19 protein-coding genes are annotated in these 25,782 nt (G+C 40.6%); 15 read left to right on the top strand and 4 right to left on the bottom strand.

The features are described from left to right. Positions 1-60: 60 nt before the first annotated feature. From pdeM to J1G40_RS16245, 3 genes are read left to right on the top strand one after another with little or no spacing between them, the layout of a single operon-like run. Positions 61-693, top strand: a complete 633-nt coding sequence (gene pdeM, locus J1G40_RS16255; protein WP_265243719.1) for a ligase-associated DNA damage response endonuclease PdeM — start codon at positions 61-63, stop codon at positions 691-693. Positions 694-748: 55 nt separating this feature from the next. Continuing rightward, a complete protein-coding gene (gene mfd, locus J1G40_RS16250) occupies positions 749-4,180 on the top strand; it encodes a transcription-repair coupling factor (protein ID WP_265243718.1) in 3,432 nt (1,143 codons plus the stop codon). A 44-nt stretch (positions 4,181-4,224) separates the two neighbouring features. After that, complete coding sequence (locus J1G40_RS16245) at positions 4,225-5,559, top strand: TlpA family protein disulfide reductase (RefSeq protein WP_265243717.1); 1,335 nt, start codon at positions 4,225-4,227, stop codon at positions 5,557-5,559. A gap of 41 nt (positions 5,560-5,600) precedes the next feature. Here J1G40_RS16245 and J1G40_RS16240 read toward each other — a convergent pair whose 3' ends face one another. Continuing rightward, entirely contained in the window at positions 5,601-6,260 is a 660-nt protein-coding gene (locus tag J1G40_RS16240) for an aspartate kinase (RefSeq protein ID WP_265243716.1), read from the bottom strand. A 100-nt stretch (positions 6,261-6,360) separates the two neighbouring features. Next, positions 6,361-6,720, bottom strand: a complete 360-nt coding sequence (locus J1G40_RS16235; RefSeq protein WP_265243715.1) for a YraN family protein — start codon at positions 6,718-6,720, stop codon at positions 6,361-6,363. 193 nt (positions 6,721-6,913) lie between these two features. On the opposite strand from J1G40_RS16235, the gene J1G40_RS16230 reads away from it, so the two are divergent. The 8 genes from J1G40_RS16230 (at position 6,914) to J1G40_RS16195 (ending at position 19,702) form a co-directional block, all read left to right on the top strand. Further along, the gene (locus J1G40_RS16230; protein ID WP_265243714.1) at positions 6,914-8,422 is read left to right on the top strand and encodes a DUF1800 domain-containing protein; all 1,509 of its coding nucleotides are present in this window, start codon (positions 6,914-6,916) and stop codon (positions 8,420-8,422) included. Between the two features lie 11 nt (positions 8,423-8,433). Next, on the top strand, positions 8,434-10,128 hold the full coding sequence (locus tag J1G40_RS16225; RefSeq protein WP_265243713.1) for a DUF1501 domain-containing protein: 1,695 nt from the start codon (positions 8,434-8,436) through the stop codon (positions 10,126-10,128). Between the two features lie 145 nt (positions 10,129-10,273). Continuing rightward, the gene (metG, locus tag J1G40_RS16220) at positions 10,274-12,343 is read left to right on the top strand and encodes a methionine--tRNA ligase (protein ID WP_265243712.1); all 2,070 of its coding nucleotides are present in this window, start codon (positions 10,274-10,276) and stop codon (positions 12,341-12,343) included. A 253-nt stretch (positions 12,344-12,596) separates the two neighbouring features. Further along, the gene (locus tag J1G40_RS16215) at positions 12,597-14,165 is read left to right on the top strand and encodes a carboxypeptidase-like regulatory domain-containing protein (RefSeq protein WP_265243711.1); all 1,569 of its coding nucleotides are present in this window, start codon (positions 12,597-12,599) and stop codon (positions 14,163-14,165) included. Between the two features lie 9 nt (positions 14,166-14,174). Next, positions 14,175-16,661 (top strand): hypothetical protein, encoded by a 2,487-nt coding sequence (locus J1G40_RS16210; RefSeq protein WP_265243710.1) that lies wholly within the window; start codon positions 14,175-14,177, stop codon positions 16,659-16,661. A gap of 71 nt (positions 16,662-16,732) precedes the next feature. Beyond that, positions 16,733-17,791, top strand: a complete 1,059-nt coding sequence (locus J1G40_RS16205) for a nucleoside hydrolase (protein WP_265243709.1) — start codon at positions 16,733-16,735, stop codon at positions 17,789-17,791. 4 nt (positions 17,792-17,795) lie between these two features. Next, positions 17,796-18,695, top strand: coding sequence for a ribokinase (gene rbsK / locus J1G40_RS16200; RefSeq protein ID WP_265243708.1), 900 nt, complete (start codon positions 17,796-17,798; stop codon positions 18,693-18,695). Positions 18,696-18,706: 11 nt separating this feature from the next. Beyond that, positions 18,707-19,702 (top strand): GRP family sugar transporter, encoded by a 996-nt coding sequence (locus J1G40_RS16195; RefSeq protein WP_265243707.1) that lies wholly within the window; start codon positions 18,707-18,709, stop codon positions 19,700-19,702. 41 nt (positions 19,703-19,743) lie between these two features. Here the strand turns inward: J1G40_RS16195 and J1G40_RS16190 are convergent, their stop codons facing one another. Beyond that, positions 19,744-20,157, bottom strand: coding sequence for a hypothetical protein (locus J1G40_RS16190; protein WP_265243706.1), 414 nt, complete (start codon positions 20,155-20,157; stop codon positions 19,744-19,746). Positions 20,158-20,289: 132 nt separating this feature from the next. After that, positions 20,290-20,622 carry a single-stranded DNA-binding protein gene (locus J1G40_RS16185; protein ID WP_265243705.1) on the bottom strand — a complete coding sequence of 111 codons (333 nt, stop codon included), beginning with the start codon at positions 20,620-20,622 and terminating at the stop codon, positions 20,290-20,292. 263 nt (positions 20,623-20,885) lie between these two features. Here J1G40_RS16185 and J1G40_RS16180 point away from each other — a divergent pair, with 263 nt between their 5' ends. From J1G40_RS16180 to J1G40_RS16165, 4 genes are all read left to right on the top strand, one after another. Then, positions 20,886-21,443, top strand: coding sequence for a GNAT family N-acetyltransferase (locus J1G40_RS16180; protein ID WP_265243704.1), 558 nt, complete (start codon positions 20,886-20,888; stop codon positions 21,441-21,443). Positions 21,444-21,515: 72 nt separating this feature from the next. Next, entirely contained in the window at positions 21,516-23,069 is a 1,554-nt protein-coding gene (locus tag J1G40_RS16175) for a M20/M25/M40 family metallo-hydrolase (RefSeq protein WP_265243703.1), read from the top strand. 10 nt (positions 23,070-23,079) lie between these two features. Then, positions 23,080-24,369, top strand: a complete 1,290-nt coding sequence (locus J1G40_RS16170; protein WP_265243702.1) for a serine hydrolase domain-containing protein — start codon at positions 23,080-23,082, stop codon at positions 24,367-24,369. 99 nt (positions 24,370-24,468) lie between these two features. Continuing rightward, positions 24,469-25,758, top strand: coding sequence for a Zn-dependent hydrolase (locus J1G40_RS16165; protein ID WP_265243701.1), 1,290 nt, complete (start codon positions 24,469-24,471; stop codon positions 25,756-25,758). Positions 25,759-25,782 lie beyond the last annotated feature (24 nt).

The raw sequence follows: 25,782 nt of genomic DNA, 5'->3' as shown, positions 1-25,782 counted from the left end.
ATTTATATTTGTTATGAATTCAGAAGAAGCCACTCTATACATTCGCTATAGATCACGATTATGACAACCACTATTGAAATAAAACATCAGAATTTTGTAATGCATCCCAGTGGCGCTCTGTTTTGGAAGGAAAAATCAGCAGTTTTGATCAGTGACGTGCATTTGGGTAAAGTTTCGCATTTCAGAAAGTACGGAGCCGCGGTACCTGTTAAGGCAATTGAAAAGAATTTTGAATTACTCGATACGGCTATAAGTCATTTCCGTCCAAAAATTATTTGCTTCCTTGGAGACCTGTTCCATAGTTACATCAACGCCGAATGGCGCCTCTTTGAACATTGGGTTCAGGATAGGAACGAGGAGATAATACTCGTTTCGGGGAACCACGACATAATCTCCCCCTTAAAGTATGAAAATATAGGAGTGCAGGTAGTGGCAGAAATTCTGTTAGACGGTTTTTTGTTAACACATCATCCTGAAGAACGGGAAGGACTTTTTAATTTTTCGGGACACATTCACCCTGCTGTTCGTCTTAAAGGAAGCGGGAGACAAAGCCTGAGGTTACCCTGTTTTTTTAAAAGTAAAAATCAGCTGATTTTACCTGCCTTTGGAGAGTTCACCGGGAGTCATGTACTAAAAAAAGAAAAAGGCCATGAAGTCTACGCCATTGCTGATTCGAGTATCGTAAAAATTTAGCCCATTCTTTGGCTGCTGTATAGGTCAAGGAGTATATTTGCAGAAATTTTAACGGTTGACCACTACTACTATTAAGCAACTGTTTTCACAGTCTCTGCAAGTACAGAAACTGCGGCAGGCTATTGCCTCTTCTGAAAAGAACATTGTACTAAAAAACCTTACAGGCTCTGCCCTGTCCTTTGCTATTGCAGAAACCTTTGAGCAGGCCAACTTGCCATTTCTGTTGATATTAAATGACAAAGAAGAAGCGGCATATCATCTCAATGATCTGGAACAACTAATAGGTCAGAAAGATGTGCTTTTCTATCCCGGGAGCTATAGAAGGCCCTATCAGATTGAAGAAACAGATAATGCCAATGTCCTATTAAGGGCTGAAGTGCTTAATAGGATCAATTCCAGAAAAAAACCGGCTGTTATTGTTACCTATCCCGATGCCCTCTTTGAGAAAGTGGTGACTAGAAAAGAACTAAACAAGAATACCCTTAAAATAAGTACTGAAGATAAACTGTCATTAGACTTTCTTAATGAAGTTTTATTCGAATATCAATTTAAACGGGTAGATTTTGTAACCGAACCTGGTGAATTTTCTGTTAGGGGAGGTATCGTTGACGTCTTTTCATTTTCTCATGATGAGCCCTACAGATTAGAATTTTATGGTGATGAGGTAGATAGCATCAGAACCTTTGATGTGGCCACACAGCTTTCAACAGAAAAGGTTAAAAAGATTACCATTATTCCGAATGTTGAGAACAAATACCTCAATGAAACCAGGGAAAGTTTCCTGAAATATATTTCACCCAAAACGATAATATTCACTAAAAACAGGAATTTCCTTCTTATTAGAATCACTTCCTTTTATGAAAAGGCAATAGAGGCATTTAAAACTTTATCAGAAGAAATAAAACATGCCGAACCCCAGGAATTATTCACGAATGCCCCACTACTGAAAAAGCAATTGCACGATTTTAGCCATGTTTCATTTGGGGGGTTTGCTTCAGAAACGGAGTTGTCGCACGAAGAAATTTCCGGGGAGATCAATACTTCCGGAGGTGTAACTTCCAATGAGAGCGTAGTAGTAGATTTTAAAACTAAGCCTCAACCTTCTTTCAATAAGAAATTCGATTTACTGATTGAAAACCTAAATAAAAATGGGGCACAGGGCTATACTAATTTTATTTTTTGCGCCTCAGAACAGCAAGCCCAGCGCTTTCATGATATTTTTGATGAAGTAGATAAAGACGTGCATTATAAAACCGTTGTTTTTCCTCTGTATCAAGGATTTATTGAGGAAGATCTTAAATTGGTTTGCTATACGGATCACCAGATTTTTGAACGCTACCATAAGTTTCACCTGAGAACTGGGTATGCCAAGAAACAGGCCATTTCCTTAAAAGAACTTAATAAACTGGAAGTTGGAGATTATGTTACGCACATTGATCACGGCATTGGTAAATTCGGGGGGCTTCAAAAAATAGATGTTGACGGGAAAAAGCAGGAAGCCATAAAATTGATGTATGGGGACAGGGACATCCTCTATGTCAGCATTCATTCTTTGCACAAAATCTCAAAATTTAATGGTAAAGATGGTGCGGTTCCCAAAATATACAAGTTGGGTTCTGCGGCCTGGAAGAAACTAAAGCAGAAAACCAAATCCAGGGTAAAGAAAATAGCCTTTGACCTTATTAAGCTATACGCAAAAAGAAGATTGGAAAAAGGTTTCCGGTACGACCCGGACAGTTATTTACAACACGAGTTGGAAGCTTCTTTCCTGTATGAAGACACTCCGGACCAAAGCACTGCTACCGCCGACATAAAAAAAGACATGGAAAGTGAAAGGCCCATGGATAGATTAATCTGTGGAGATGTCGGTTTTGGGAAAACCGAAGTGGCAATTCGTGCTGCCTTTAAAGCCGTAGATAATGGAAAACAAGTAGCGGTTTTAGTGCCAACTACTATTTTGGCCTTTCAACACCAGAGAACTTTTAAAGAGCGACTCAAAGAAATGCCGGTAACGGTAGATTATCTCAACAGGTTCCGAACTGCAAAAGAGAAAAGAGAAATATTGGAAGGGCTGGCTTCTGGGAAAATAGATATCATAATCGGCACCCATCAATTGGTCAATAAGAATGTAAAATTCAGGGATCTTGGACTCCTGATTGTAGATGAGGAACAAAAATTTGGGGTTGCGGTTAAGGATAAACTCAAGGCCATCAAGGAAAATGTCGATGTACTTACGCTAACTGCTACCCCAATCCCAAGAACCCTTCAATTTAGTCTTATGGCCGCCAGGGACCTCTCAGTAATAAATACCCCGCCGCCGAACAGATACCCTATTGAAAGCAGAGTCATAAGGTTCTCAAAAGAAATTATCAGAGATGGCATTTCTCATGAAATTCAACGCGGAGGGCAGGTGTTCTTTATTCATAACAGAATAGAAAATATCAAGGAAGTGGCAGGCCTGATTCAACGTTTGGTTCCCGACGCCAAAATTGGTATAGGCCACGGCCAGATGGAAGGCAAAAAACTAGAGGCATTAATGTTGGCATTTATGAATGGGGAGTTCGATGTGCTGGTTTCAACAACCATTGTGGAAAGTGGGTTGGACGTTACCAATGCCAATACTATATATATTAATAATGCCAATAATTTTGGGCTGAGCGATCTGCATCAAATGAGAGGCAGAGTTGGAAGAAGTAACAAGAAAGCCTTCTGCTACTTTATTACACCGCCCTATGAAGTAATGACCCCGGATGCACGTAAAAGAATTCAGGCCCTGGAACAGTTTACAGAATTGGGAAGTGGTTTTAATATTGCTATGAAAGACCTGGAAATCAGAGGCGCCGGCGACCTGTTAGGCGGAGAACAAAGTGGCTTTATAAATGAAATTGGTTTTGAAGCATATCAGAAAATTTTAAACGAGGCTATAGAAGAACTCAAAGAGAATGAGTTCAAAGAATTATATGATGAAGTAGAAGGGCATTCCTCCAAAGTTTATGTAAAAGAGACTCAAATTGATGCTGATTTTGAACTACTCTTTCCGGATGACTATGTGAATAATATTTCAGAACGACTAAGTCTTTACACCGAATTAAATAACATAAATGAAGAGGAAGGACTCCTAAAATTTGAAACACAATTGATTGACAGGTTTGGGGAACTTCCATCACAGGTGGAAGATCTCCTGAATTCTGTTCGTGTTAAATGGATTGCCAATGGCATTGGCCTTGAAAAAGTAGTAATGAAAAAAGGAAAGTTCATTGGATATTTTATCGCAGATCAAGAGTCGGGCTTTTACCAAAGTGATATCTTTACCAGGGTACTGCAGTTTGCCCAAAAATATCCTGATTTGTGTAGGGTTAAAGAAAAACAAACACGAAACGGACTGCGTTTGTTGCTGACTTTCGATAAAATTAATTCAGTTAACCAAGCGCTAAATGTCCTGCATCCTTTTAAGTCCATTTTAAATAAGGAAGTACAAGTGCAATAATAATTTTAGCAAAAAGACGGTATAGCACAATGAAATTTTCGCTAATGATGAAAAAAGTATTATTTCCATTGTTCATATTGATGGCTATGACCATAAAAGCTCAGTATACTATTTCCGGAACCTTTTCACCGGCCAGTGAATTTACATGGGTGCTGGCGTACAAATTAGAGGCAGGAGAGCAGTATTACGCAGCAGATGACCAGATTACGGAGGGCAGGTTCAGTTTGGAGCTTCCCGAGAACAGTAGTCCGGGAACATTTCGTCTGGTTTATGCTGTTCCCCAGGATGAATACTATATAGACGTCTTGTTTAATGGAAAAGAAAATATTGATCTCAGCTTTTCATTAGATGAAGGCATAATTTTCCATAATTCACCAGATAATAGTACCTACGATGCGTATTTCCGGGACATCAATGCTATAGAGCAACAAATAATGTCTTATTACGCTTCTGCCGACGGAGATAAAAGAGAATTCAGAGCTTTAATTAAAGCATTGGAAGCTACCCAGCAAAAGTACGAAGAGCAGGCTTTCGGGTTAATGGCCAATACATTTATTAAGTCGAACAGACCATATTTGCCCAGATCATATGAGCCTTTTCAGGAATATATTACAAATAAGAAAAAAGTCTATTTTGATGAAATAGACTTTGCTGATCCGCTCCTGCAAAGCTCGGGTTATTTAACCAATAAATTAATCAATTATGTATTTACCGCATTACCCCTGGAAGCCACTAGTAATCTAGAGGAGCAATTGGCAGTAAATGAAAATATATCCAAAGTAAATAATCTGCTTAACACAGCACCTGAAAAGTACAAATTGTCTGTATTTAACACCTTGTGGACACAGGCCGTAAATCGGAATTTTAACCGAACCTCTGATTATATCTTTAATAACCTCCTAAGGCCCCAGGCTTCTGAAATGGGTAATAGGGATCTCATCGAGAAAATTGAGGCCCACAATCGGCTCAGAATAGGAGCAACTGCACCCGAAATTACCTGGAAATCTGGTGCCGATTTAGAAAAATTAAGTACGCTTCCGCCTTCGGAATTCTACGTGCTTGTCTTTTGGAGCAGTGGCTGTCCGCATTGCCTGGAAGAACTGCCAAAATTACACCAGGCCTTATTGCCCAACCCAGGAATTACCGTCCTTGCGGTAGGGCTGGAAGACGACGATATCACCTGGAAGCAGGAGGCAGCCAGTTTATCATTATTTAAACACGCCATTTCATTGGGTAAATGGGAAAGCGAATATGCCTTGCTGTACGCTATTCAGCAAACCCCAACCTACTATGTTCTTGATAGAGACAAAAGAATCATCTCCAAACCCGAAGGTTATAAAGAAGTGCTGCAATTCCTGAATAAAAAGAGCAACCCTTAATCATTGTTTTTAAGGTACATGACAAAATCTCACTCTCCTTACTATAGTGTTTTGAGGTCTTTAATAGTTCTAAATGCACTATCTACCTGGTCATCATTTACCAGAATTGTAAACTCGTTTGTTGTAGAGATCACTTCATAAAGCACTATCCCTTCCCAGGCAAGTCGCTGAAAAATAAAATAATATATCCCGGGTACCGAAACATTTTCTGCTGGTAATTTCACCGTAATTGAAGATAAATTTTCGGCCTTTTGTGTACATTTTTCACCTTTAAATAGGGTTTCTACTGTATCATCCAAAACATTACTCACTACAATATTTAATTCGTTTACCCCCCTGGAAGAAGTGTAAAATACGTCCTTGAACTTATTAACTTCTTTTAGCAATTTGGTTTGGTTCTCCAGTATGGATGAAGATACCAGGAAAGTAAAGTCGGTCAGAGAAGACCTTACTGTAATCTCTCCTATGTTCTTGAGCACTTTGATAATTCTATGGGTCGCCCTGAACTCCATGTCATCGGAAAGACGCTTTAATGCCATAACAATAGCACCATTTCTGATATCTTTCCCCAGCTCTTCTTCAATTTCCGGCTTAACTATTCTGGAAAGTGACGTCAGGTTGATGATTCCTTGTGATAATGCACTTTGTAAAAAGGGTTTTTTCTTAATATAATGCTCAACAACTGCAGATATCGTTTTCATTTTGATTGGATTATTAATCAAAAATAACAAATTGTTATAAATAAAACAAATAGTTGTAGTTTAATAGATCTTGAACGATAACATTTATTCAAATTCGCTCTCAAAAGTGATAAAAAGCGTCTTTCAAATGTTCAATACGTTCAATATCCCTTGTTTTGAAGATGGTAATAATGTCGAACCGCACATCCAGATTTATATTTTGTTCCCTCACCAGCTGATCAGTGGCCATTACTAAAAGCTTAATTTTTTTCTTAGTTACCGTCTCGGCAATACTTCCGAGGCTGGTAGAGCTTCTGTATTTAACCTCAATAATTGCCAAAATATCGTCCTTACTTGCTACGATATCTATTTCCGCTTTTAGATACCTGTAATTCCTGTGAAGGATGGTATATCCTTTAGATTTTAAGTAATCTACCGCCATCTGCTCCCCTGCCCTTCCATGTTCATTCTGTATACTCATCGGTCTCAGTAATATCCTACACAAATGCTGCATTTCATCGAAAATATGGGCATTTAGTCGGCGAATTCGATATTAAGATTGTAATTTCGGCTGCAGTATAACGAAAATATTGGCATATCCATAATATCGTTATCCTTTAAGCGTTAAGAATTTGCCCCTACACACATGAACGTTCTTAAAGCCTAAAAAAACTATGGAATACTTCGTTAATTGTAACACCTCTACATTAGCGCCGTACACAACTCCCTTGGATAAACTAAGGGCAGCGCATTTGTACAGAAGACTGGGGTTTAGTGCCTCCGTTCAGACTATTGACCAGGCGGTAGGCCAAACAGCCGGAACCCTGGTAGACAACTTAATCAATGAAGCACTGGCTATGCCAGCTCTTGCCCCGCCCGTATGGGCAGATTGGAACAACAGCAACTATCCGGCTGATGACGATCTTGCAAGGCAAATGAGAAACGCTCAAAGAGCTGAATGGCGTTTAGCATATACAAACGGTCTTGTAACCAATAATCTTCGGGACCGCCTGAGCTTTTTCTGGAGCAACCATTTAGTTACAGAATTAGACATATATGATTGTAATTCATTCCTCTATTATTATGTAAACTGTCTGCAGCGGAATTCCCTTGGAAACTTTAAAACCTTTGTCAGTGAAATGGGACTTACCAGCGCCATGCTGTATTATTTGGATGGTGTCTATAATAATGGAAATAACCCTAATGAAAATTATGCCCGGGAATTATACGAGTTATTTACATTGGGCGAAGGAAATGGATATACCGAACAAGATATTATTGAAACGGCCAGAGCTCTTTCAGGTTATGTTGAAAGAGGAGAACTAGGCTGTGAACCTGTTGCTTTTGATGCTACAAGACACGACGCCGGAACCAAAACGATCTTAGGTCAGACGGGGAATTGGGGTTATGATGAAGTGATGGACATTCTTTTTCAGGAAAGACCCAATGAAATAGCAGGTTTTATCTGCCAGAAACTATACGAATTTTTTGTTCACCCAGATTCCGATGATGATGCAGGGAATGCCCAGGCAATTATAAGCGGAATGGCCAGTACCTTTGTTGCAAATAATTTTGAACTGGCACCCGTGTTATCCCAATTGTTTAAAAGTCAGCACTTTTTTGACGAGGATGCCATAGGGGTTATCATTAAAAGTCCGTTCGATATGTATTTAAACCTACTCAACGAAAGTGGGTTTACCTTCAACGATGATACTTTGAATTTTGTCATGAGTTCTTCTAATCTGCTGGGACAAACGCTTTTTGATCCTACAGATGTTGCAGGATGGCAAAGAGACCGGCAGTGGATCAACACTAATTTCATGATTGGCAGGTGGTTGACATCAGAAGTCTTCCTGGAAGCTTTTTATCAATCAGATCCCGAACAATTCAGAACACTTGCCATGGACGCAGTAGGACCTGCTGATAGCAATACCAGTAACCCTGAAACAGTTGTCCGTGCAATAGTAGATAAGCTAACTCCTAAAGGATTGCTTACACAGCAAGACTTTGACAATGCCATGGACGCCTTTAAAATTGAGGATGTTCCGGAAGATTATTACAGTCCGGATTACTACCCTGGTGGTAGTGGATTGTGGATGTTGGCAGTTAGCCAGGAACCACCTCTACAGGTATTTCTACTATTAATGCACCTATCCAGACAACCTGAATTTCAACTAAAATAAAACCTACTACTATGTGTAATAATCATATCCCTATTAATATAAAGAACAATCAAGAGCACGACGAAGAACACAAACAATGGAGTAGACGTTCATTCCTACAGGCATTGGGCATAGCCGGGTCGGGTTCCATGATGCTGGGCAGTAATATGCTTAGCGCATCGGCACCATCCCCACTGACTGCGGCCATTGCCAATGCCCCTACGGATGCTATTCTGATTCTTATTCGCCTTTCTGGTGGTAACGACGGATTGAGTACGGTTATTCCGATTCAGCAATACGACCAATATGCAAATGCGAGGCCCAATATCTATATTCCTGAAAGTAAGATTCTGAAGCTTACAGATGATTTTGGAGTGCCGACTTATATGAACGCTTTGGAACCCATGTGGGGCGAAGGACAGTTCAAGGCAGTGCACGGTGTAGGTTATGAAAATCAGAGTCTTTCCCATTTTACCGGTTCTGATATCTATGCCAACACAGATCTGACAACTACCGGATTCGACGGATTAAATACAGGTTGGATGGGTCGTTATTTTGAAAATATTTACCCGGACTACCTGGTGAACCCACCAGCAGCTCCGGCGGCGATACAAATTGGGCAATTCGGAAGTCTGGTGTTCCAGGGAGAAGAAACCAATTACGCTTTTGTTACTTCCAATATTGATCAGCTTGAAGAAATAGCGGAATCAGGAGTAGTATACGGGCTGGATGATAATTTATTCGACCCATGTATGTACGGGGACCAACTCAAGTTTTTGAGGGGAGTCGCTAATACAACTTATGAATATTCAGGCCTGATTCATGAAGCCTACGAAAGAGGACAGAACCAGGTGGAGTACCAGGATAATGGTTTTGCAAGGCAATTGGCCCTTTTAGCAAGGTTAATTAAAGGTAATTTAGGAACTAAGGTGTATATGATTTCTATGGGAGGTTTTGATACTCACGGGAACCAGCCACTGGCTCATGAAAGACTGATGTCTAACCTTTCAATTGCTATCAATAACTTTTATGAAGATGTTGCTTTTACCCAACAGGATGACAAGGTACTAAGTATGACCTTTTCGGAATTCGGAAGACGTATTTTTGAAAATGGATCTAACGGTACGGACCACGGTAAGGCTGCCCCTACCCTGTTCTTTGGATCAGGGTTAAACGGAAGTGCCTTTGTAGGGGATCACCCTTCTCTCGACAGTCCAAACGGTAGAGGAAACTTAGAATATACCATGGACTTCAGGGATCTTTACGCCACTGTTTTAGCAGAATGGCTTTGTGTCCCCATCCCTCTGGTAGAACAGCATTTATTAGATCATCCATATACCCCGGTTAATCTGGGCTTTGAATGTAGTGGCACAGAATTTCCGGATATCGCCTACAGTGATGAACCTCCAACACTACCAGATGGTAGCGACCCTACTCCGGATGTTCCTACCCCGGACCTTTTGGATGCGATTGTCCATAAGCCGTTTTATCCTACCAAGGATACACCGCATATCTATTTAGAAATGCCGTTGACGGCCCACGTGGATATTCAGCTCTTTAATATCCTCGGACAAAATGTAGGTACAATTTACAATGAAATAACTTCCGAAGGGTCTGTTGAAATTAATATTCGCGACAGAATGCCAATGCAATTATCTACCGGAAAGTATATCTATAGAATTCAGGTTTCAGACAAAAAAATGTCTAAATCAATTATGGTGGCATAAGCCAATCCTACTTATCAATAATTGCCCTCGGACACTGAACGTTCAACATTTATGTTAGTTCAGTGTCTCGAGGGCTTTCTTTTTCATAAGCCCGTGGTGTCTCGCCTGAAAAAATGGTTACTTTTGTGGCTTAATTTAATTCCTGATGTCACAATCTCCTAAAAACCCGGCCCGATATACTATCACTGCGGCATTGCCTTATACCAATGGCCCTCTGCATATTGGCCATTTGGCGGGAGTTTACGTTCCTGCAGATATATATACCAGATACCTCAGGTTAACAGGAAAAGATGTTGTATTTGTATGTGGTAGTGATGAGCATGGGGTGGCTATTCCTATGAAAGCAAAAAAGGAAGGTGTTTCCCCAAAAGAATTGATAGACAAATACCATGGCATTATTAAAAAGTCGTTTCAGGAATTTGGAATCACCTTTGACAATTACTCAAGAACCTCTGCTGCTGTACATCATAAAACAGCTTCAGATTTTTTTGTAAAAATGTATGAGCAAGATGATTTCTTGGAAGAAACTACTGCCCAACTTTACGATGAGGAGGCTCAGCAATTTCTGGCAGACCGTTTTGTGACAGGTACTTGCCCGGTATGTGGTAATGAGGAGGCATATGGGGATCAATGCGAGAATTGCGGCTCTTCTCTAAATGCAACAGATCTTATTAACCCTAAATCCACTATCTCCGGGGCGGTTCCGAGTATGAGGGAAACCAAACACTGGTTTCTTCCCTTAGATAAGTACGAAAACTTTTTAAAAGAGTGGATATTAGAAGGGCATAAACAAGATTGGAAACCCAATGTTTATGGACAATGTAAATCCTGGATAGATGACGGCCTGAAACCAAGGGCGGTGACTCGCGACCTGGATTGGGGAATTCCCGTACCGGTAAAAAATGCTGAAGGAAAAGTGCTATATGTATGGTTCGATGCTCCAATTGGCTACATCTCTTCAACAAAAGAATGGGCAGAGCGCGAAGGAAAAAATTGGGAGCCTTACTGGAAATCCCAAGACACAAAATTGTTGCATTTTATTGGCAAAGACAATATTGTTTTTCACTGCATAATATTTCCCTGCATGCTTAAAGCTCATGGGGAATTTGTGCTGCCTGAAAACGTTCCGGCCAATGAATTTCTAAACCTGGAAGGGAACAAATTATCTACCTCCAAGAATTGGGCGGTCTGGCTTCACGAATATTTGGAAGAGTTCCCGGACATGCAAGATGTCTTGCGTTATACTTTAACAGCCAATGCTCCGGAAACCAAGGATAACGATTTTACCTGGAAAGATTTCCAGGCCAGAAACAACAACGAACTGGTTGCCATTTTCGGAAATTTTATCAATAGGGTGGTGGTACTTACCAATAAGTATTACAATGGTGTTGTTCAGGAACCCATAGATTTTACCGAGTCCGATAATGAGACCTTATCAGATTTACATAAATACCCGGAGCGCATTTCTTCTTCCCTGGAGCGATACCGTTTTAGGGAGGCCGGGCAAGAAGTCATGAATCTGGCCCGTCTGGGCAACAAATACCTTGCGGATGAGGAACCCTGGAAAGTAATTAAAGAAGACGAACAAAGGGTAAAAACCATAATGTATGTTGCGCAGCAGATTGCTGCCGGACTCGCCATTCTTAGCGAACCATTTCTCCCTTTTACCGCGGCAAAGCTTCGCCAGATGCTGAATTTAAGTTCGGATACTAAATGGACCGATGTTCAAAGCAAAGAACAGTTGCTCTTAGCCGGGCATCAGATAGGAGCTGCCCAACTGTTATTTCGCAAAATTGAGGATGAGGAAATACAAAAACAGTTAGATAAATTAGCAGCCACCAAAAAAGATAACGAATCAGAAAACAGAACACTTATGCCACAGAAAGAGACCATCAGTTTTGAAGACTTTACCAAAATGGACATGAGGGTAGGCACCATCCTGGAAGCAGAAAAAATGCCCAAAACCAAGAAGTTAATGGTCCTAAAGGTAGATACCGGACTTGATACGCGAACAATAGTTTCTGGAATTGCTGAAAGTTTTACCGCTGATGAAATTATCGGCAAGAAAGTCACTGTCCTGGTAAATTTGGCCCCGAGACCCCTTCGAGGTGTCGATAGTGAAGGCATGATACTGATGACCGAAAATAAAGAGGGTAAGCTGGTTTTCTTAAACCCGGATGAAGACCAGGTGGGAAATGGGGAGACCATCAGTTAATGTTAAAAAGATCAAAGTAGTTCTGATAATTTTCTAATTCATCCTTAAATAACTTGTTATTCCTTCCTAGTGATGTTATTCAATACCTCTGAATAGCAATAAAAGAGCAGTCTGGGAAAATTTATCCGAAATCGGTATATTTACTTTGAGACAATTGCTATGCCTTCCGTGAATTACATTTATTTGGTATTCGGTCCTGCACTGTACTATTTTAAAATGGAAATTCGCCACTTAAGTCAAATCTAAGAGTTAAATGATGAATTCCCGTTTTATTAAAGCAAATAGGCTTGCTTTCTTCTTTTTCATGTGCTTTACTCTTATTTCACTGCATCGGGTTTATTCTCAGGAAGTACAGAGTAACGAATTACTGGCACGAGTGCTCAACAGTAAAACCAATATACCCATCGTATTTGCCACAATAGTATTAAAGAACAATGGCAATGGTGTAGTCGCGGACAGAGACGGATATTTTCGACTACCGTACAAATATCAAGATGAATTCATTAGTGTTTCTTCAATTGGATATAGCTCGAAAACTTTAGCTGTTTCCGACTTAAAATCTGGCATCATCAATACCATATTGTTGACCCCTAAGACCGAAGAACTCCAGGGGGTAGTACTCTCGGCCAATTCCCCTTCTGGCAAATCGGCACTAAAACCAGAAGAAATTGTCAGAAAAGCTATTCAAAGAATCCCTGCCAATTGCCCAACAAACCCCTACTCATATATAGCATATTACAGGGATTATCAACTATTTAAAGACGATTATATCAATTTAAATGAAGCCTTGGTAGAAGTCTATGACGCTGGTTATAATTCTGATAAATTCTCTGATGCCTATAATCAAACTACCTTATTCGAATACAAAGAAAACAATGACTTCAGTAGAGATACGATCTGGTCTTCTAACTATGACGGAACTGGTGAAAAGTTTATAAAAGATGCAAAAATTGCAGGCCTTGGAGGTAATGAGCTGGGAATTCTGAACCTACACGATCCCATTAGAAACAGAAGCCGCAATAGTTTCTCCTTTGTTCACATCTTTAAAACTGATTTTCTGGAAAATCACAGCTTTAAACTCGAAGGAATCACCTACAGAGATGACGTTCCTATATATCGTCTTAGTTTTAAGACCAAGTATGAAAAAATAAAAAGCAGGTATGCCGCCGAAGGGGTAATTTATATAGCAAAAGATAACTATGGCATTTACAAGTTTAGCTATAGAGGTTATGAACGTCATGCATATGATCCTCTCTATAGCCTGGAATTAGAATACCTGCCAAAAGGCGGCAAAATGGTGCTGAATTATATTTCGTTCAACAATAATTTTCAGGTGAGAAGTAAAGACAACTTTAGAATTCAATCGATCTTACTAGACCAGGATAAGAATGCTTTTTTTATCACTTTTAACAATACGATAAAACCCTCAACAATCAATAATATCCGAAACTACAGATTTATCTATAAGAAAAGAAAGTTGAAGATCAGCAATGTAAGCAGTGCAGGACCCAAAAGCATAAAGGTATCCTTGGTCAATGGGGCTATCCCAGAATTGGGGAGCATGGATAAGACAGTCATGGCTAATGTAAATTACAAGATTAAGAACATTGAAGATATGCTGGGAAGAAAATTAGGAAAGCTCAGCCTAAATACCATTAATCAATTCCGGGAGATGTTCGTACAAAAAGTTTTTATTGGTAAAGCTCTTCCTTTACACGGGCAGTTTATAAACAAGAACAGTTCACTTTCAAATACAGAAAAAGTAAAATTTAAAGCTAAATCAGATTATTGGGTAAACACGCCTTTAAAGCTGACTAAATAAAGAATTACTATGAATAAATTCAAATTAACTACAATGCTGTTTTGCTGTCTTACGCTGGCAGCTTTTTCCCAGGAGAATTACAAAGAAGCACAGCTTTTGGATATGTATGAAAATTATACAGAACTACCAAGAGAGGTGGCCTTTGTACATCTCAATAAATCCGTATATGTCAAAGGAGAATTAATGGCATTTCAGGCATATGTTCTTGATAAAAACACCAGAGAACTCTCCTCGGAAACTGCTAATTTGTACATAACTATTAGCGATACACTTGGACATCAAATAAAGAAAAAGCTATTTCGTGTATATCAAGGGAGTAGCCATGGAAGTTTTGAAATTGACAGTCTCTTCACAGGGGGGCAATACGTAATTAAGGCCTACACTAACTGGATGAGAAATTTCAAGGAACAGAATTTTTACATCCAGAACTTCAAAGTTTTGGATCCGGAAGACAATCGCTCCATAATAGGCGCAACCAGTGACAAGGAGATTGATGCCCAATTTCTTCCAGTGGGTGGACATATGGTCGCGAATATTAAAAATACAGTAGGAGTAACTCTAAAGGATGCCAAAGGTTTTGGTCTTTCCGGAATTAAAGGGAAAGTGGTCGACGAAAATAAGCAGTTAATTACCACATTTAAAACCAATGATTTGGGTTTCTCTAAATTTTATCTTTCGCCGGCAACAAATAAGAATTACTATGCAGTAATTTCTATAAATGGTAAGGAGCATGAGATACAATTGGATAAGCCAGAAAACCAAGGAATAGTTGTAGAACTTCAGGATTTGAGAACTAAAGTTGCCCTGGCTTTCAGAACCAATGAAGCAACTGCCATAGATAGGAGAAGGGGGTATCAGTTAGCCATTCACAATGGCGCCAATCTAAAAATTACTGAAGTGGCATTCGCTAAAAATGCACTGGAAGTGTTAAAAGTAATCCCATATAACGACCTGGATCCCGGACTGAATATTTTTACACTCCTGGACCAGTATAATGAACCTATTCTGGAACGCCTGTTCTTTAAACATGACGGGCTTTTGGCCTTAAAGGCCAATAAGCATCAAGTTACAAAAGAGGGAGATTCATTAGTGGTCCGTTTGGGCTATCAGCAAATAGATACTACCGCATTAAATGCTGTCAGCATTTCTGTTTTGCCCAAAAATACACAAAGTTATACTGCACATCATAGTTTAAGGTCTTACACCAGTTTACAACCTTATGTTCGTGGATATATAGAAAATGCCAGATATTATTTTGAGGAGATTACACCCAAAAGAAATTACGATTTAGATCTTTTACTTATGAATCAGGGATGGAGCAGTTATAACTGGAGGACGGTGTTCAATGATCCTCCGGATTATAACTATGACTTTGAAAATGGGATAGGGTTTACCGCCAACCTGAGAGATAGGAAAGGCGCTCAGCTATTGCGCTATCCCAATCAAGGGGGTGCCACGGAGATCATTAACTTATCAACCGATGAAACTGCCTTTCAGAGGAGTGCAATATTTCCAATAGACGGAGACAAGATTAGGATTGGTGAAATTCTCCCGGATGGTAAAGTTGTTAAACCAAGCCTGAATGTTCTTTTTAATCCCTCTGCTATTCCGGCCTTAAATGTGGGCATGGAATCACTGTTCATCAAAGAGGATAACTTTTCATTGAACTCGCAAATTATTCCCGATGCCAGCTTTGAAAGAGTAGAAAAACTTGACGAAGTAATTCTTACGGAAAAGAAAGCCTACACCAGAATAGAAAAACTCAGAAATGCCACCTCGGGAAAAGTGGAAGTCTTTGATGAAGACACCAGGGTAAAATACCGCTACTTCTCCAATTATATAAGTCAGAGAGGTTATATAGTGGACGAAGGTTATTATGAACAAATAGATATTGGTGGTTTGGGAAGTGGCATGTTCAGAATAGTCAACCGTATCCAGTCAACATTAACAAGAGGGGGTGCCGGTAATGTTTCAAATACTCAATATGCTAACAATGACGAAGCTGCTACCCCTTTAGGAACTCGGGATCAGATAACCTCGGGTATGATCCCCACTATTTATTTAGATGGCATTTTACTGGCAGACTTAAGTATTCTATATAGGTTTGAGATGTCGCAGGTAGATTATATTGAAGTAGATCGATATGGCCTGGGTGGAGGCATGAGAGGTGGCGGAGGAATTATAAAGATATTTACTGACCCTTCTAAGGTGCATAGAGCTTCATTTAAATTTGATAAGACCTATGAAGAATATGCCTTACCGTTGACCTTTAGTAAACCCAGCCGATACTATACTCCCAAGTACAATTCATATACCAGTAATTTCTTTAGAGATTATGGGGTTGTTGGTTGGTTTCCCCAACTTCATTTTAATGCCCTTGGGGAGTTAATATTTAAAATTCCCGATACCGGTGCTGAGGTATTGCAGTTGGGAATTGAAGGCCTGGTCAATAATGGCACAACAGTTTCTGAAATCCTGGAAGTAGTGGTTAATTAGGTCCCGGTAAATGGCATCTTTCAACATCAAATTTTTTGTATATTCAGCAATCACAAAATAATCTGCCAAATATGATCCCTTCAATTTCTGTCGCAAGATGGTCTTCGCTGACGTATGCCCTAATAGCTGTATTATTTTGCACCAATTGTGCAGAAAAAAAGCCGGATAAAAAAGAAGCAACTATCACTGCTGTACAGACCCATAAAATTAAGGTGATTTTTGACACTGATGCCAATAACGAATTAGACGATCAACATGCCCTGGCCTATCTTTTGTTCAATGGAGACACTTTTGAAGTTCCCGGAATAACAGTAAATGCCACCTATAACGGAGGGGAAATACAAGGGCATTTTGACGAGGCAGAAAGGGTATTACAGCTCTCCAATCTAAAAGGAGATATCCCTCTTTTAAAAGGTGCCAATGGCAACTATCAGGAAATTTCAGAAGATTTTAATCCCGAAGACTATGACGGGCAAGATGGGGTTGATTTTCTTATAGAAACCACCAAAAAAGACGCTGTAATAATAGTAGCTGTCGGCAAACTAACTAACATTGCTCTGGCCCTTAAAAAAGATCCGGGGTTTGCTGAGCGCACAAAAATTGTTTGGCTTGGATCTAACTATCCGCAACCAGGAGAGTATAATCAGGACAATGATACCATTGCCATGAATTACGTTCTCAATAGCAGTATCCCTTTTGAAATGGTTACCGTCCGCTACGGAGATCCTTCTGGAACAGATGCTGTGAGCGTTACCCAGGACGAAATCAACCAAAAAATGCCAGGCCTGGGACCTATAGCTAAAATGCCTATTAAAGGTAGGCATGGAGGAGAATTCGCCAACTTCGGAGACTATTCCGTTAGCCTTTTTCAACATATATTTGATCATGTAGAACATCCGGGTGATAAGAAGACGCGCCCCTTGTTTGACATGGTTGCCGTTGCCATTTTAAAGAATAGTAATTGGGGAGAGCAAAAGGAAATACCGGCGCCAATTCTAATAGACAATGCATGGGTAGAACGTCCGGATAATAATAGAAAAATAACGCTATGGGAGAATTTTGATAAAGAGGCGCTGTTGACCGATTTTTATAATACGATGAAAAATCCTATCCTGGTTTCAAATCCCTAAAACAATGACAAAAATATTAGTAGTCGGTAGTTCCAATACAGATATGGTGGTGAAAACCCCAAGATTTCCAGAACCTGGCGAGACCATATTAGGAGGTGATTTTTTTATGTTTCCTGGAGGAAAGGGGGCCAACCAGGCTGTGGCTGCAGCCCGTATGGGCGGAGATGTAAGTTTTATTTGCTGTGTGGGAGACGATATTTTTGGCCAAAACGCCCTTAAAGGCTACAAGAAGGAAGGCATAAATGTAGAAGGTTGTTTGAAAGCAGAAGGAACACCGTCCGGAGTTGCCCTGATTACCGTTAACAAAGAAGGCGAAAACGAAATCGTAGTCGCATCCGGCGCTAATAATCTCTTATCTGAAAGCCATATCCTGGAGCATAAAGAGCTCCTGAATTCTGCTGAGGTTTTACTTACACAATTAGAGACCCCTATGGAAGTTGTATCGCAATTGGCAAATATCTGTAAAAACTCTGGCCAGCGTTTTATAGTGAATCCGGCTCCTGCCCAACCCCTGTCGGATGCCATTCTTGACGGACTATTTCTTATCACACCTAACGAAACGGAGTCTAAACTGCTTACCGGAATAGAAGTTAACGACGAGGAAAGTGCGGCAATGGCTTGTGAAGGTTTCTTTGACAAAGGAGTGCAAAATGTAATTATTACCATGGGCAGCCGGGGAGCTTTCTTTATGAATAAAACCCAAAAAATGCTGATAAAACCTCCTAAGGTAACCGCAGTAGATACTACGGCCGCCGGTGATGTCTTTAATGGCACCCTTGCCGTATTTCTGGCAGAAGGACAGGGATGGAAAGAAAGTATTGAACAGGCCAATAAGGCAGCAGCCGTTTCTGTTACTAAAATGGGAGCCCAGGCATCGGCCCCTTTTAAAAGTGAAATTAACTAACTCATATACCTATGTTTATTATTGAATCTTACCCCATTGCTGTAATTTTCTGTATTATCACAATGATGGCCTGGGGCTCCTGGGCAAACACCCAAAAACTGGCTTCCTCTACCTGGCGGTTCGAACTTTTTTACTGGGATTATGTAATTGGAATTGTCATTTTTTCATTGCTTTTGGCCTTTTCTGCCGGAAGTATGGGCGATGGCGGACGTCCTTTTTTAGAAGATCTTGCCCAGGGCAGTAATGCCAATTTAGGTTCGGCCTTTTTAGGAGGGGTACTTTTTAATGGAGCCAATATACTTTTGGTAGCTGCCATTACCCTGGCAGGGATGTCTGTAGCATTTCCGGTGGGTATTGGATTGGCCTTGGTGATAGGGGTAATTGTAAATTATATTGATGCACCCGTAGGCAATTCCGGTTTGCTTTTTGGAGGGGTTGCTCTAATTGTATTGGCCATGGTACTAAATGCGAACGCCTATAAGAAATTATCTGCCAGTCAGAATAAAGTCCCGACAAAAGGACTCGTACTGGCGATTGTTGCCGGTTGTTTAATGGGGTTATTTTATAAATATGTGGCTAATTCCATGTTTCCTGATTTTACCATCCCTATTGATGGTAAATTAAGTCCATATACGGCAGTATTCATATTTGCTCTGGGAATATTGGCCAGTAATTTTTTGTTTAATACGGTCCTCATGAGAAAACCTTTTGATGGTCCTCCAGTAAGTTTTGGAGATTATTTTAAAGGAGGTTCAAAGAACCATCTAATGGGAATTTTGGGTGGTATTATCTGGTGTATTGGGATGTCTTTCAGCATACTGGCTTCGGACAAAGCCGGACCGGCCATCTCTTATGGTCTGGGTCAGGGTGCAACCGTAGTTGCAGCCCTCTGGGGAATATATGTATGGAAAGAATTTAAAGGAGCTCCAAAAGGAGTGCCTAGGCTACTCAATATAATGCTGTTGGTGTATATCCTGGGGTTGGCACTGATTATTTTAGCGAGGTAAGACGAATATTTGGAGTAGCTGCCAAAGTATACGGATTTAACTTAATGACTTTTCGTATGTTGTGCAGTGATATTGTCAGTAATTTTAACCCTTTTCCCGTGTTTGGAATAAAAAGCACCTTGCTTTAGATAGTGCAGACTGTGATTTTGTGGTGTTTTGCATTCCAGTCTATGGCTATCATAGGCTTCTAATTTTGTATTTACGTAAACCTGATAGGCAGTGTAGCTTTTCTTCTTAAGAGCGCGTTCAAAGTTTCTTTGGTCTTTCCAGAAATCTACTTCATCCTCTGCAAATTGCATTTGAATGTTTTGTTCATAAATAGCGTCCTCCAGCGCTTTTTCCATAAAAAAGGTCAGGGCTCTTTGTTTTTCATCCTTCTCTTGTGCATATAGTAACCCCTGGCAACAAAATGCCGCTGTAAATATAAACAGTCCTATTTTAGCTATATTGCTCATTTTATGAGGTTTAACGCACAAAAATAATGGGACATAACCCTATTTAATGCTTATATAAGTTAATAAGAGCAGATAAGAATTCATAGAAAAAGGGGCAAAAAGCCCCCTTTTTCGTTAAATAGTGGTTTTATATCATTTACCCAACATCAAAAGTTCGTTGCATTTAACCTCTGTAACATACCTCTTTTCACCTTCTTTTGTCTCATATGAGCGATGAATTAGCTTTCCTTCCACAGCAACTTCCTTTCCCTTAGCCAGATAGTTTTCAATAATTTCTGCTGTTTTTCCCCATGCCACTACATTGTGCCACTGGGTATCCTCAATTTTTTCTCCTTTGGCGTTGCGATAGGTTTCATTGGTTGCAATGGAAAATTTGGCCAATTTACTACCACTTTCAAGGTTTACAATCTCAGGGTCTTGCCCCAAATGTCCAATCAACTGTACTTTGTTTCTAAGTGCGTTCATAATTTTAATTTTAATGCCAGTAGATAAACTGGCGCGTTAAACAGTTAATACTATCGGCAGACCATCCACCGACACTGCAAACATAATCTGAGGATAACACCCTACTCGGTTAGGAAGTATTTATTTTCGCTTGTAAACGTTTGTTGTCATTTGTATGTGTTTATATTGTTGTATATCAATTACTTAAATGCAAAGTCAAAAAGAAGGAATTCCGACTTATTTTAATAAAAGAAATCGGTTCAAATAAATCATTAAATTATGGCATGATAATAAAAACTGAGCGCCTTAATCTATTAACCCTTAGCCAAGATGATCTCCATGATATGTACTTATTGCATTCTAACGAAGAGGTGGCAAAATTTAATACTATTGGCATCCCTATGGACATCGATATTACACGAAAAGTAATAGCGCCCCTTTTGGAAGAAACCGATGATAATAACAAAACCGATTTTTCATGGACCATCAGAGACCAGCACACTAATACCTTTATGGGGGAGCTAGGCTTTTCTCTTGCCCCACCGCGCTACAGACTTGCCACCTTGCATTATAGTATTCTTCCCAGGTACTGGGGAAAAGGGTATGCTACCGAAGCGGCATTAGGGTTGATTAAATATTGCTTTGAAGAACTTAATTTACACAGGATAGAAGCGGGCTGTGCGGTAGATAATCTGGCATCTATCAGGGTCCTTGAAAAACTTGGAATGCAACGCGAAGGCAGGAAACGGAAAGTACTCCCCCTACAGTCGGGATGGTCCGATAATTATGAGTTTGCCATTTTAAAAGAAGATTTTGAATCACAGCCACCAAGCCCCCTTTAGTTCTTAAAACAACTTTCAAGGCAAGGTTAAAAAACATATATTCGTTAGGCTAATTAAATAACAAGAAATAGAATGAGAAATGCATTTAGTGCAATAGCTTTAGCACTATGTCTAAGCAGTTTTTTGAGCAATGCACAAAGCCATAAAGAAGTGGCAGATCAAATTGTCAAAGAAGCCACAGAAAATTCCCAACTAGAACTACTGGCCCACGAACTTTTGGATGGTATAGGACCACGCCTGGTAGGCACACCTCAAATGAAAAATGCTCATGAATGGGCCATTGCTACCTATAAAAAATGGGGCATAAACGCCAAAATGGAAGAATGGGGTACCTGGAGGGGATGGGAGCGCGGCATAACGCATATAGATCTGGTGGCTCCGCGCAATGTTAGTCTAAGTGGCACCCAACTGGCCTGGAACCCAAGTACTCCACCAGAAGGAATAACCGCCGAAGTAGTCATCATCCCTGAAGTAGAAGATTCATTGGCCTTCTCAAAATGGCTGCCTAATGTCAAAGGCAAGTTTGTTATGGTTTCTATGCTTCAACTTACAGGCAGACCAGACTACAACTGGGAGGAATTTGCTACCAAAACCTCATTTGAAAAAATGAAGTCAGACCGAGCAAAACATGCGGACGAATGGCGGCAACGTATCCGCAATACAGGGTATACATCCAGAAATATTAAAAGTGCTTTTGAAAAAGCCGGTGCAGCCGGCATAATCCAATCCAGATGGTCTAATGGGTTCGGGGCCAATAAAATATTTAGCGCCGAAACTAAAAAAATACCTGTGGTGGACCTCTCTTTGGAAGATTACGGGATGTTGTACAGATTGGCGGAACACAATAATAGGCCAAGAATTAAAGTAGTAGCATTATCCAAAGAACTGGGTGTTGTCCCTACCTTTAATACCATTGCTACCATCCCCGGCACCGAGCTCCCGGATGAATATGTTGTTTTATCTGCACATTTCGATTCATGGGATGGCGCTACAGGAGCTACAGATAACGGCACAGGAACAATTACGATGATGGAAGCTGCCCGTATTTTGAAAAAGGTATATCCCAATCCTAAAAGAACCATAATAATTGGGCATTGGGGCAGTGAAGAACAGGGGTTAAATGGCTCCAGAGCATTTGTGGAAGATCGTCCCGAGGTAGTTAAAGGCCTGCAAGCATTGTTTAATCAGGATAATGGAACAGGGCGCGTGGTGCGCCTGTCCGGACAAGGGTTTTTACATGCTTATGACTACCTGGGTAGCTGGCTCGAGGCGGTGCCTGACAAAATTACGGAACATATTACCACTACTTTTCCAGGAACCCCCGGAGGAGGGGGATCTGACTATGCTTCCTTCGTAGCAGCCGGCGCACCTGCGTTTTCGTTAAGTTCGCTTAGCTGGAGTTATGGGAGCTATACCTGGCATACCAATCTGGACACCTACGATAAAATTGTTTTTGATGATGTGAGGAACAACGCTATTCTAACAGCCATCCTTGCCTATATGGCAAGTGAGGATCCTGAAAAGACATCAAGAGAGAAGGCTAGTCTACCCCTGGATACACGAACCGGAAATCAACGTACCTGGCCATCCACCAGATCTCCAAACAGAAGTGGCGGCCAAAACTAAATCAAGAGATATGAGAAAAATTTCATTTATTCTATTCTTATGCTTTACTGCCTTTGCAGGAGCACAGACCAAATCGATCCAAAAATCTACGCCCCTGACTGCTGATAGTGCATCTGCAGTTGCCATGTCCGAAGAGCGGCTTGCCAAAATAGATGCCATGCTCGAGGCTGCGGTAAAAGAGGATAATATACCGGGTGCGGTTGCCCTGATTGCCAGAAATGGTAAAATTGTCTTTCACAATACATATGGCATGGCAGATAATACTTCAAAGCGTGCTCTAGCGAAAGACGATATATTCAGAATTGCCTCTCAGACCAAAGCCATAACATCAACCGCTGTCATGATGCTCTGGGAAGAAGGAAGGTTTGGCCTGGATGATCCCATATCTAAATATATTCCGGAATTTAAAGAGGCACAGGTCCTGGATACCTTTAATGAGGCAGATTCTAGTTATACCACAGTTCCTTCTGAAAAAGAGATTACTATAAGACATCTTATTTCTCATACTTCCGGTATTGGTTATGGTGTAATTGATGGCGATCCCAGGTTTAAAAAAATATATCAAAAAGCTGGTATAACAGACCTGTTTACCACAGAAAATATCTCAATTGGTGAAAGTGTTAAGAAATTGGCGGGGCTCCCGTTGCACCACACTCCAGGCGAAAAATTTACCTATAGTGAAGGTTTGGACGTACTGGGATATTTTATTGAAGTGGTATCCGGGATGCCCTTTGATGACTTTCTTAGAACCCGACTATTTGATCCATTAGGAATGGACGATACCTGGTTCTACCTGCCTGAAGAAAAACACTCTCGTCTGGTTACTGTGCAGCATTTTGATTCAGGGAAATGGAAAAAATACCCGGTAACTTTTTATGACACTGATTACCCGATAAAAGGGGCTAAAAGATTTTTCTCCGGGGGTGCCGGACTCTCAAGTACCGCAAAAGATTATGCTACATTTCTACAAATGTATCTCAATGGAGGAGAGCTAAATGGGGTCAGAATCCTAAGCAGAACTACTGTTCAGAGTATTATGGGCAACCAAATTGGTGATATTTGGGGAAACGGACCAAAACATTACGGCCTTGCATTTGGGGTAGTAACTCCAATAGGTCAGGATATGGGTGGTCAGGGCAGTACGGGAACCTTTGATTGGGGAGGTTATTTTAATACACAGTATTTTGCGGACCCCCAGGAACAAATCATTGGCGTACTAATGAAGCAAACACAGCAAACAACTAATGATGCCACCGGCTGGAAATTCAGACAAATGGTTTTTGCGGCGGTGGATGACTGAAGTTGCAGCTGTTAAAGGCAGGATTTGCACTTTACATCAATATTTAAATGCTTTTGGCAGGAACGAGTGCGCAATAATTTAATTCCAATAAATTCATAAATGAAAAAAATACGATTGATCTTCTTGGGGATATTAATGCTCCCCCTGGTTGCACCAGCTCAGTTAAAAGTTGACCAGGACCGCCTGGAGCAACTAATCTTTGACCTCGCCAAATTTGGTCTTCAGGACAATGGTGAAACGGAACGCGTTGCATTCAGTGATGCTGATATAGCTGCCAGAGAATGGGTGATAGAGGAGATGAAGAAAATGAATTTGGAAACCAAAATAGATTTTGCGGGAAATATCATTGGAACCAGAAAAGGAACAGATGCCAATATGAAGCCAATTGCCTTTGGTTCTCATATAGACCGTGTGCCTAATGGTGGCAACTATGATGGTTGTGTAGGTGCTATGGCCGCTCTTGAAGTAATGCTGTCGTTAAACGAAAAAAACATAAGCACCAGACACCCTCTGGAAGTAATCATTTTTTCAAATGAAGAAGGAGGCGTTATGGGCAGCCGCGCAATGGCCGGGCATCTTGGAAAAAATGCATTAAGCGTAGTCAACAGTACAGGGTTTTCTATGGGGGAAGGAATAATCCGCCTCGGTGGCGATACTACTAAACTGAAACAAGTACAAAGAATGCCAGGTGAAATTGCGGCTTTTCTTGAACTCCATATAGAACAAGGAGGTATCCTGGATCGGGAAAACCTCGATATTGGAATCGTTGAAGGTATTGTTGGTCTCAAATGGTGGAATGTTACATTTACAGGTTTTGCCAACCATGCCGGCACCACTCCGATGAATCTGAGGCAAGATGCCCTCCTTACGGCAGCAAAGTTCATAGTAGCGGTCAACGAGCTAACCAATAGTATGGATGGCAAACAAGTGGGCACAGTGGGCAGAATTAAAGCCTTTCCGGGGGCGCCCAATGTTATCCCGGGAAAGGTGGTGACCAGCCTCGAGATAAGAGATCTATCTTCAGAGGTCATAACCAACTTATTTGACAAAATCCGTCAGAAAGGTGAAGAAATAGCCAAAGCTGCCAATGTAGGTATTTCCTTTGAGCTACTCGATACGACTGCCGATCCGGCTCTCACAGATATTGCTATTCAACAACAAATTGCAAAAACATCAGCAAAACTAGGTCTTTCAATTAAAAAAATGCAAAGTGGTGCAGGGCATGATGCGCAGGACATAGCACTAATTGCGCCGACAGGAATGATCTTTGTGCCGAGCAAAGATGGGATAAGCCATTCGCCAAAAGAATTTACAACGGCAGAAGACATGGCCAACGGCACCAACGTATTGCTAAATACCATTCTAGAATTAGACAAAAAACTTAATTAAAGTAAAGAACAATAAAACCAACCC

This window comes from Muriicola sp. Z0-33, assembly GCF_026126425.1.
In the GTDB taxonomy this organism is placed as follows: domain Bacteria; phylum Bacteroidota; class Bacteroidia; order Flavobacteriales; family Flavobacteriaceae; genus JAFMPW01.
Note: the sequence above shows the minus strand (reverse complement) of the source record. Positions and strands in the feature narration are given on the sequence as shown.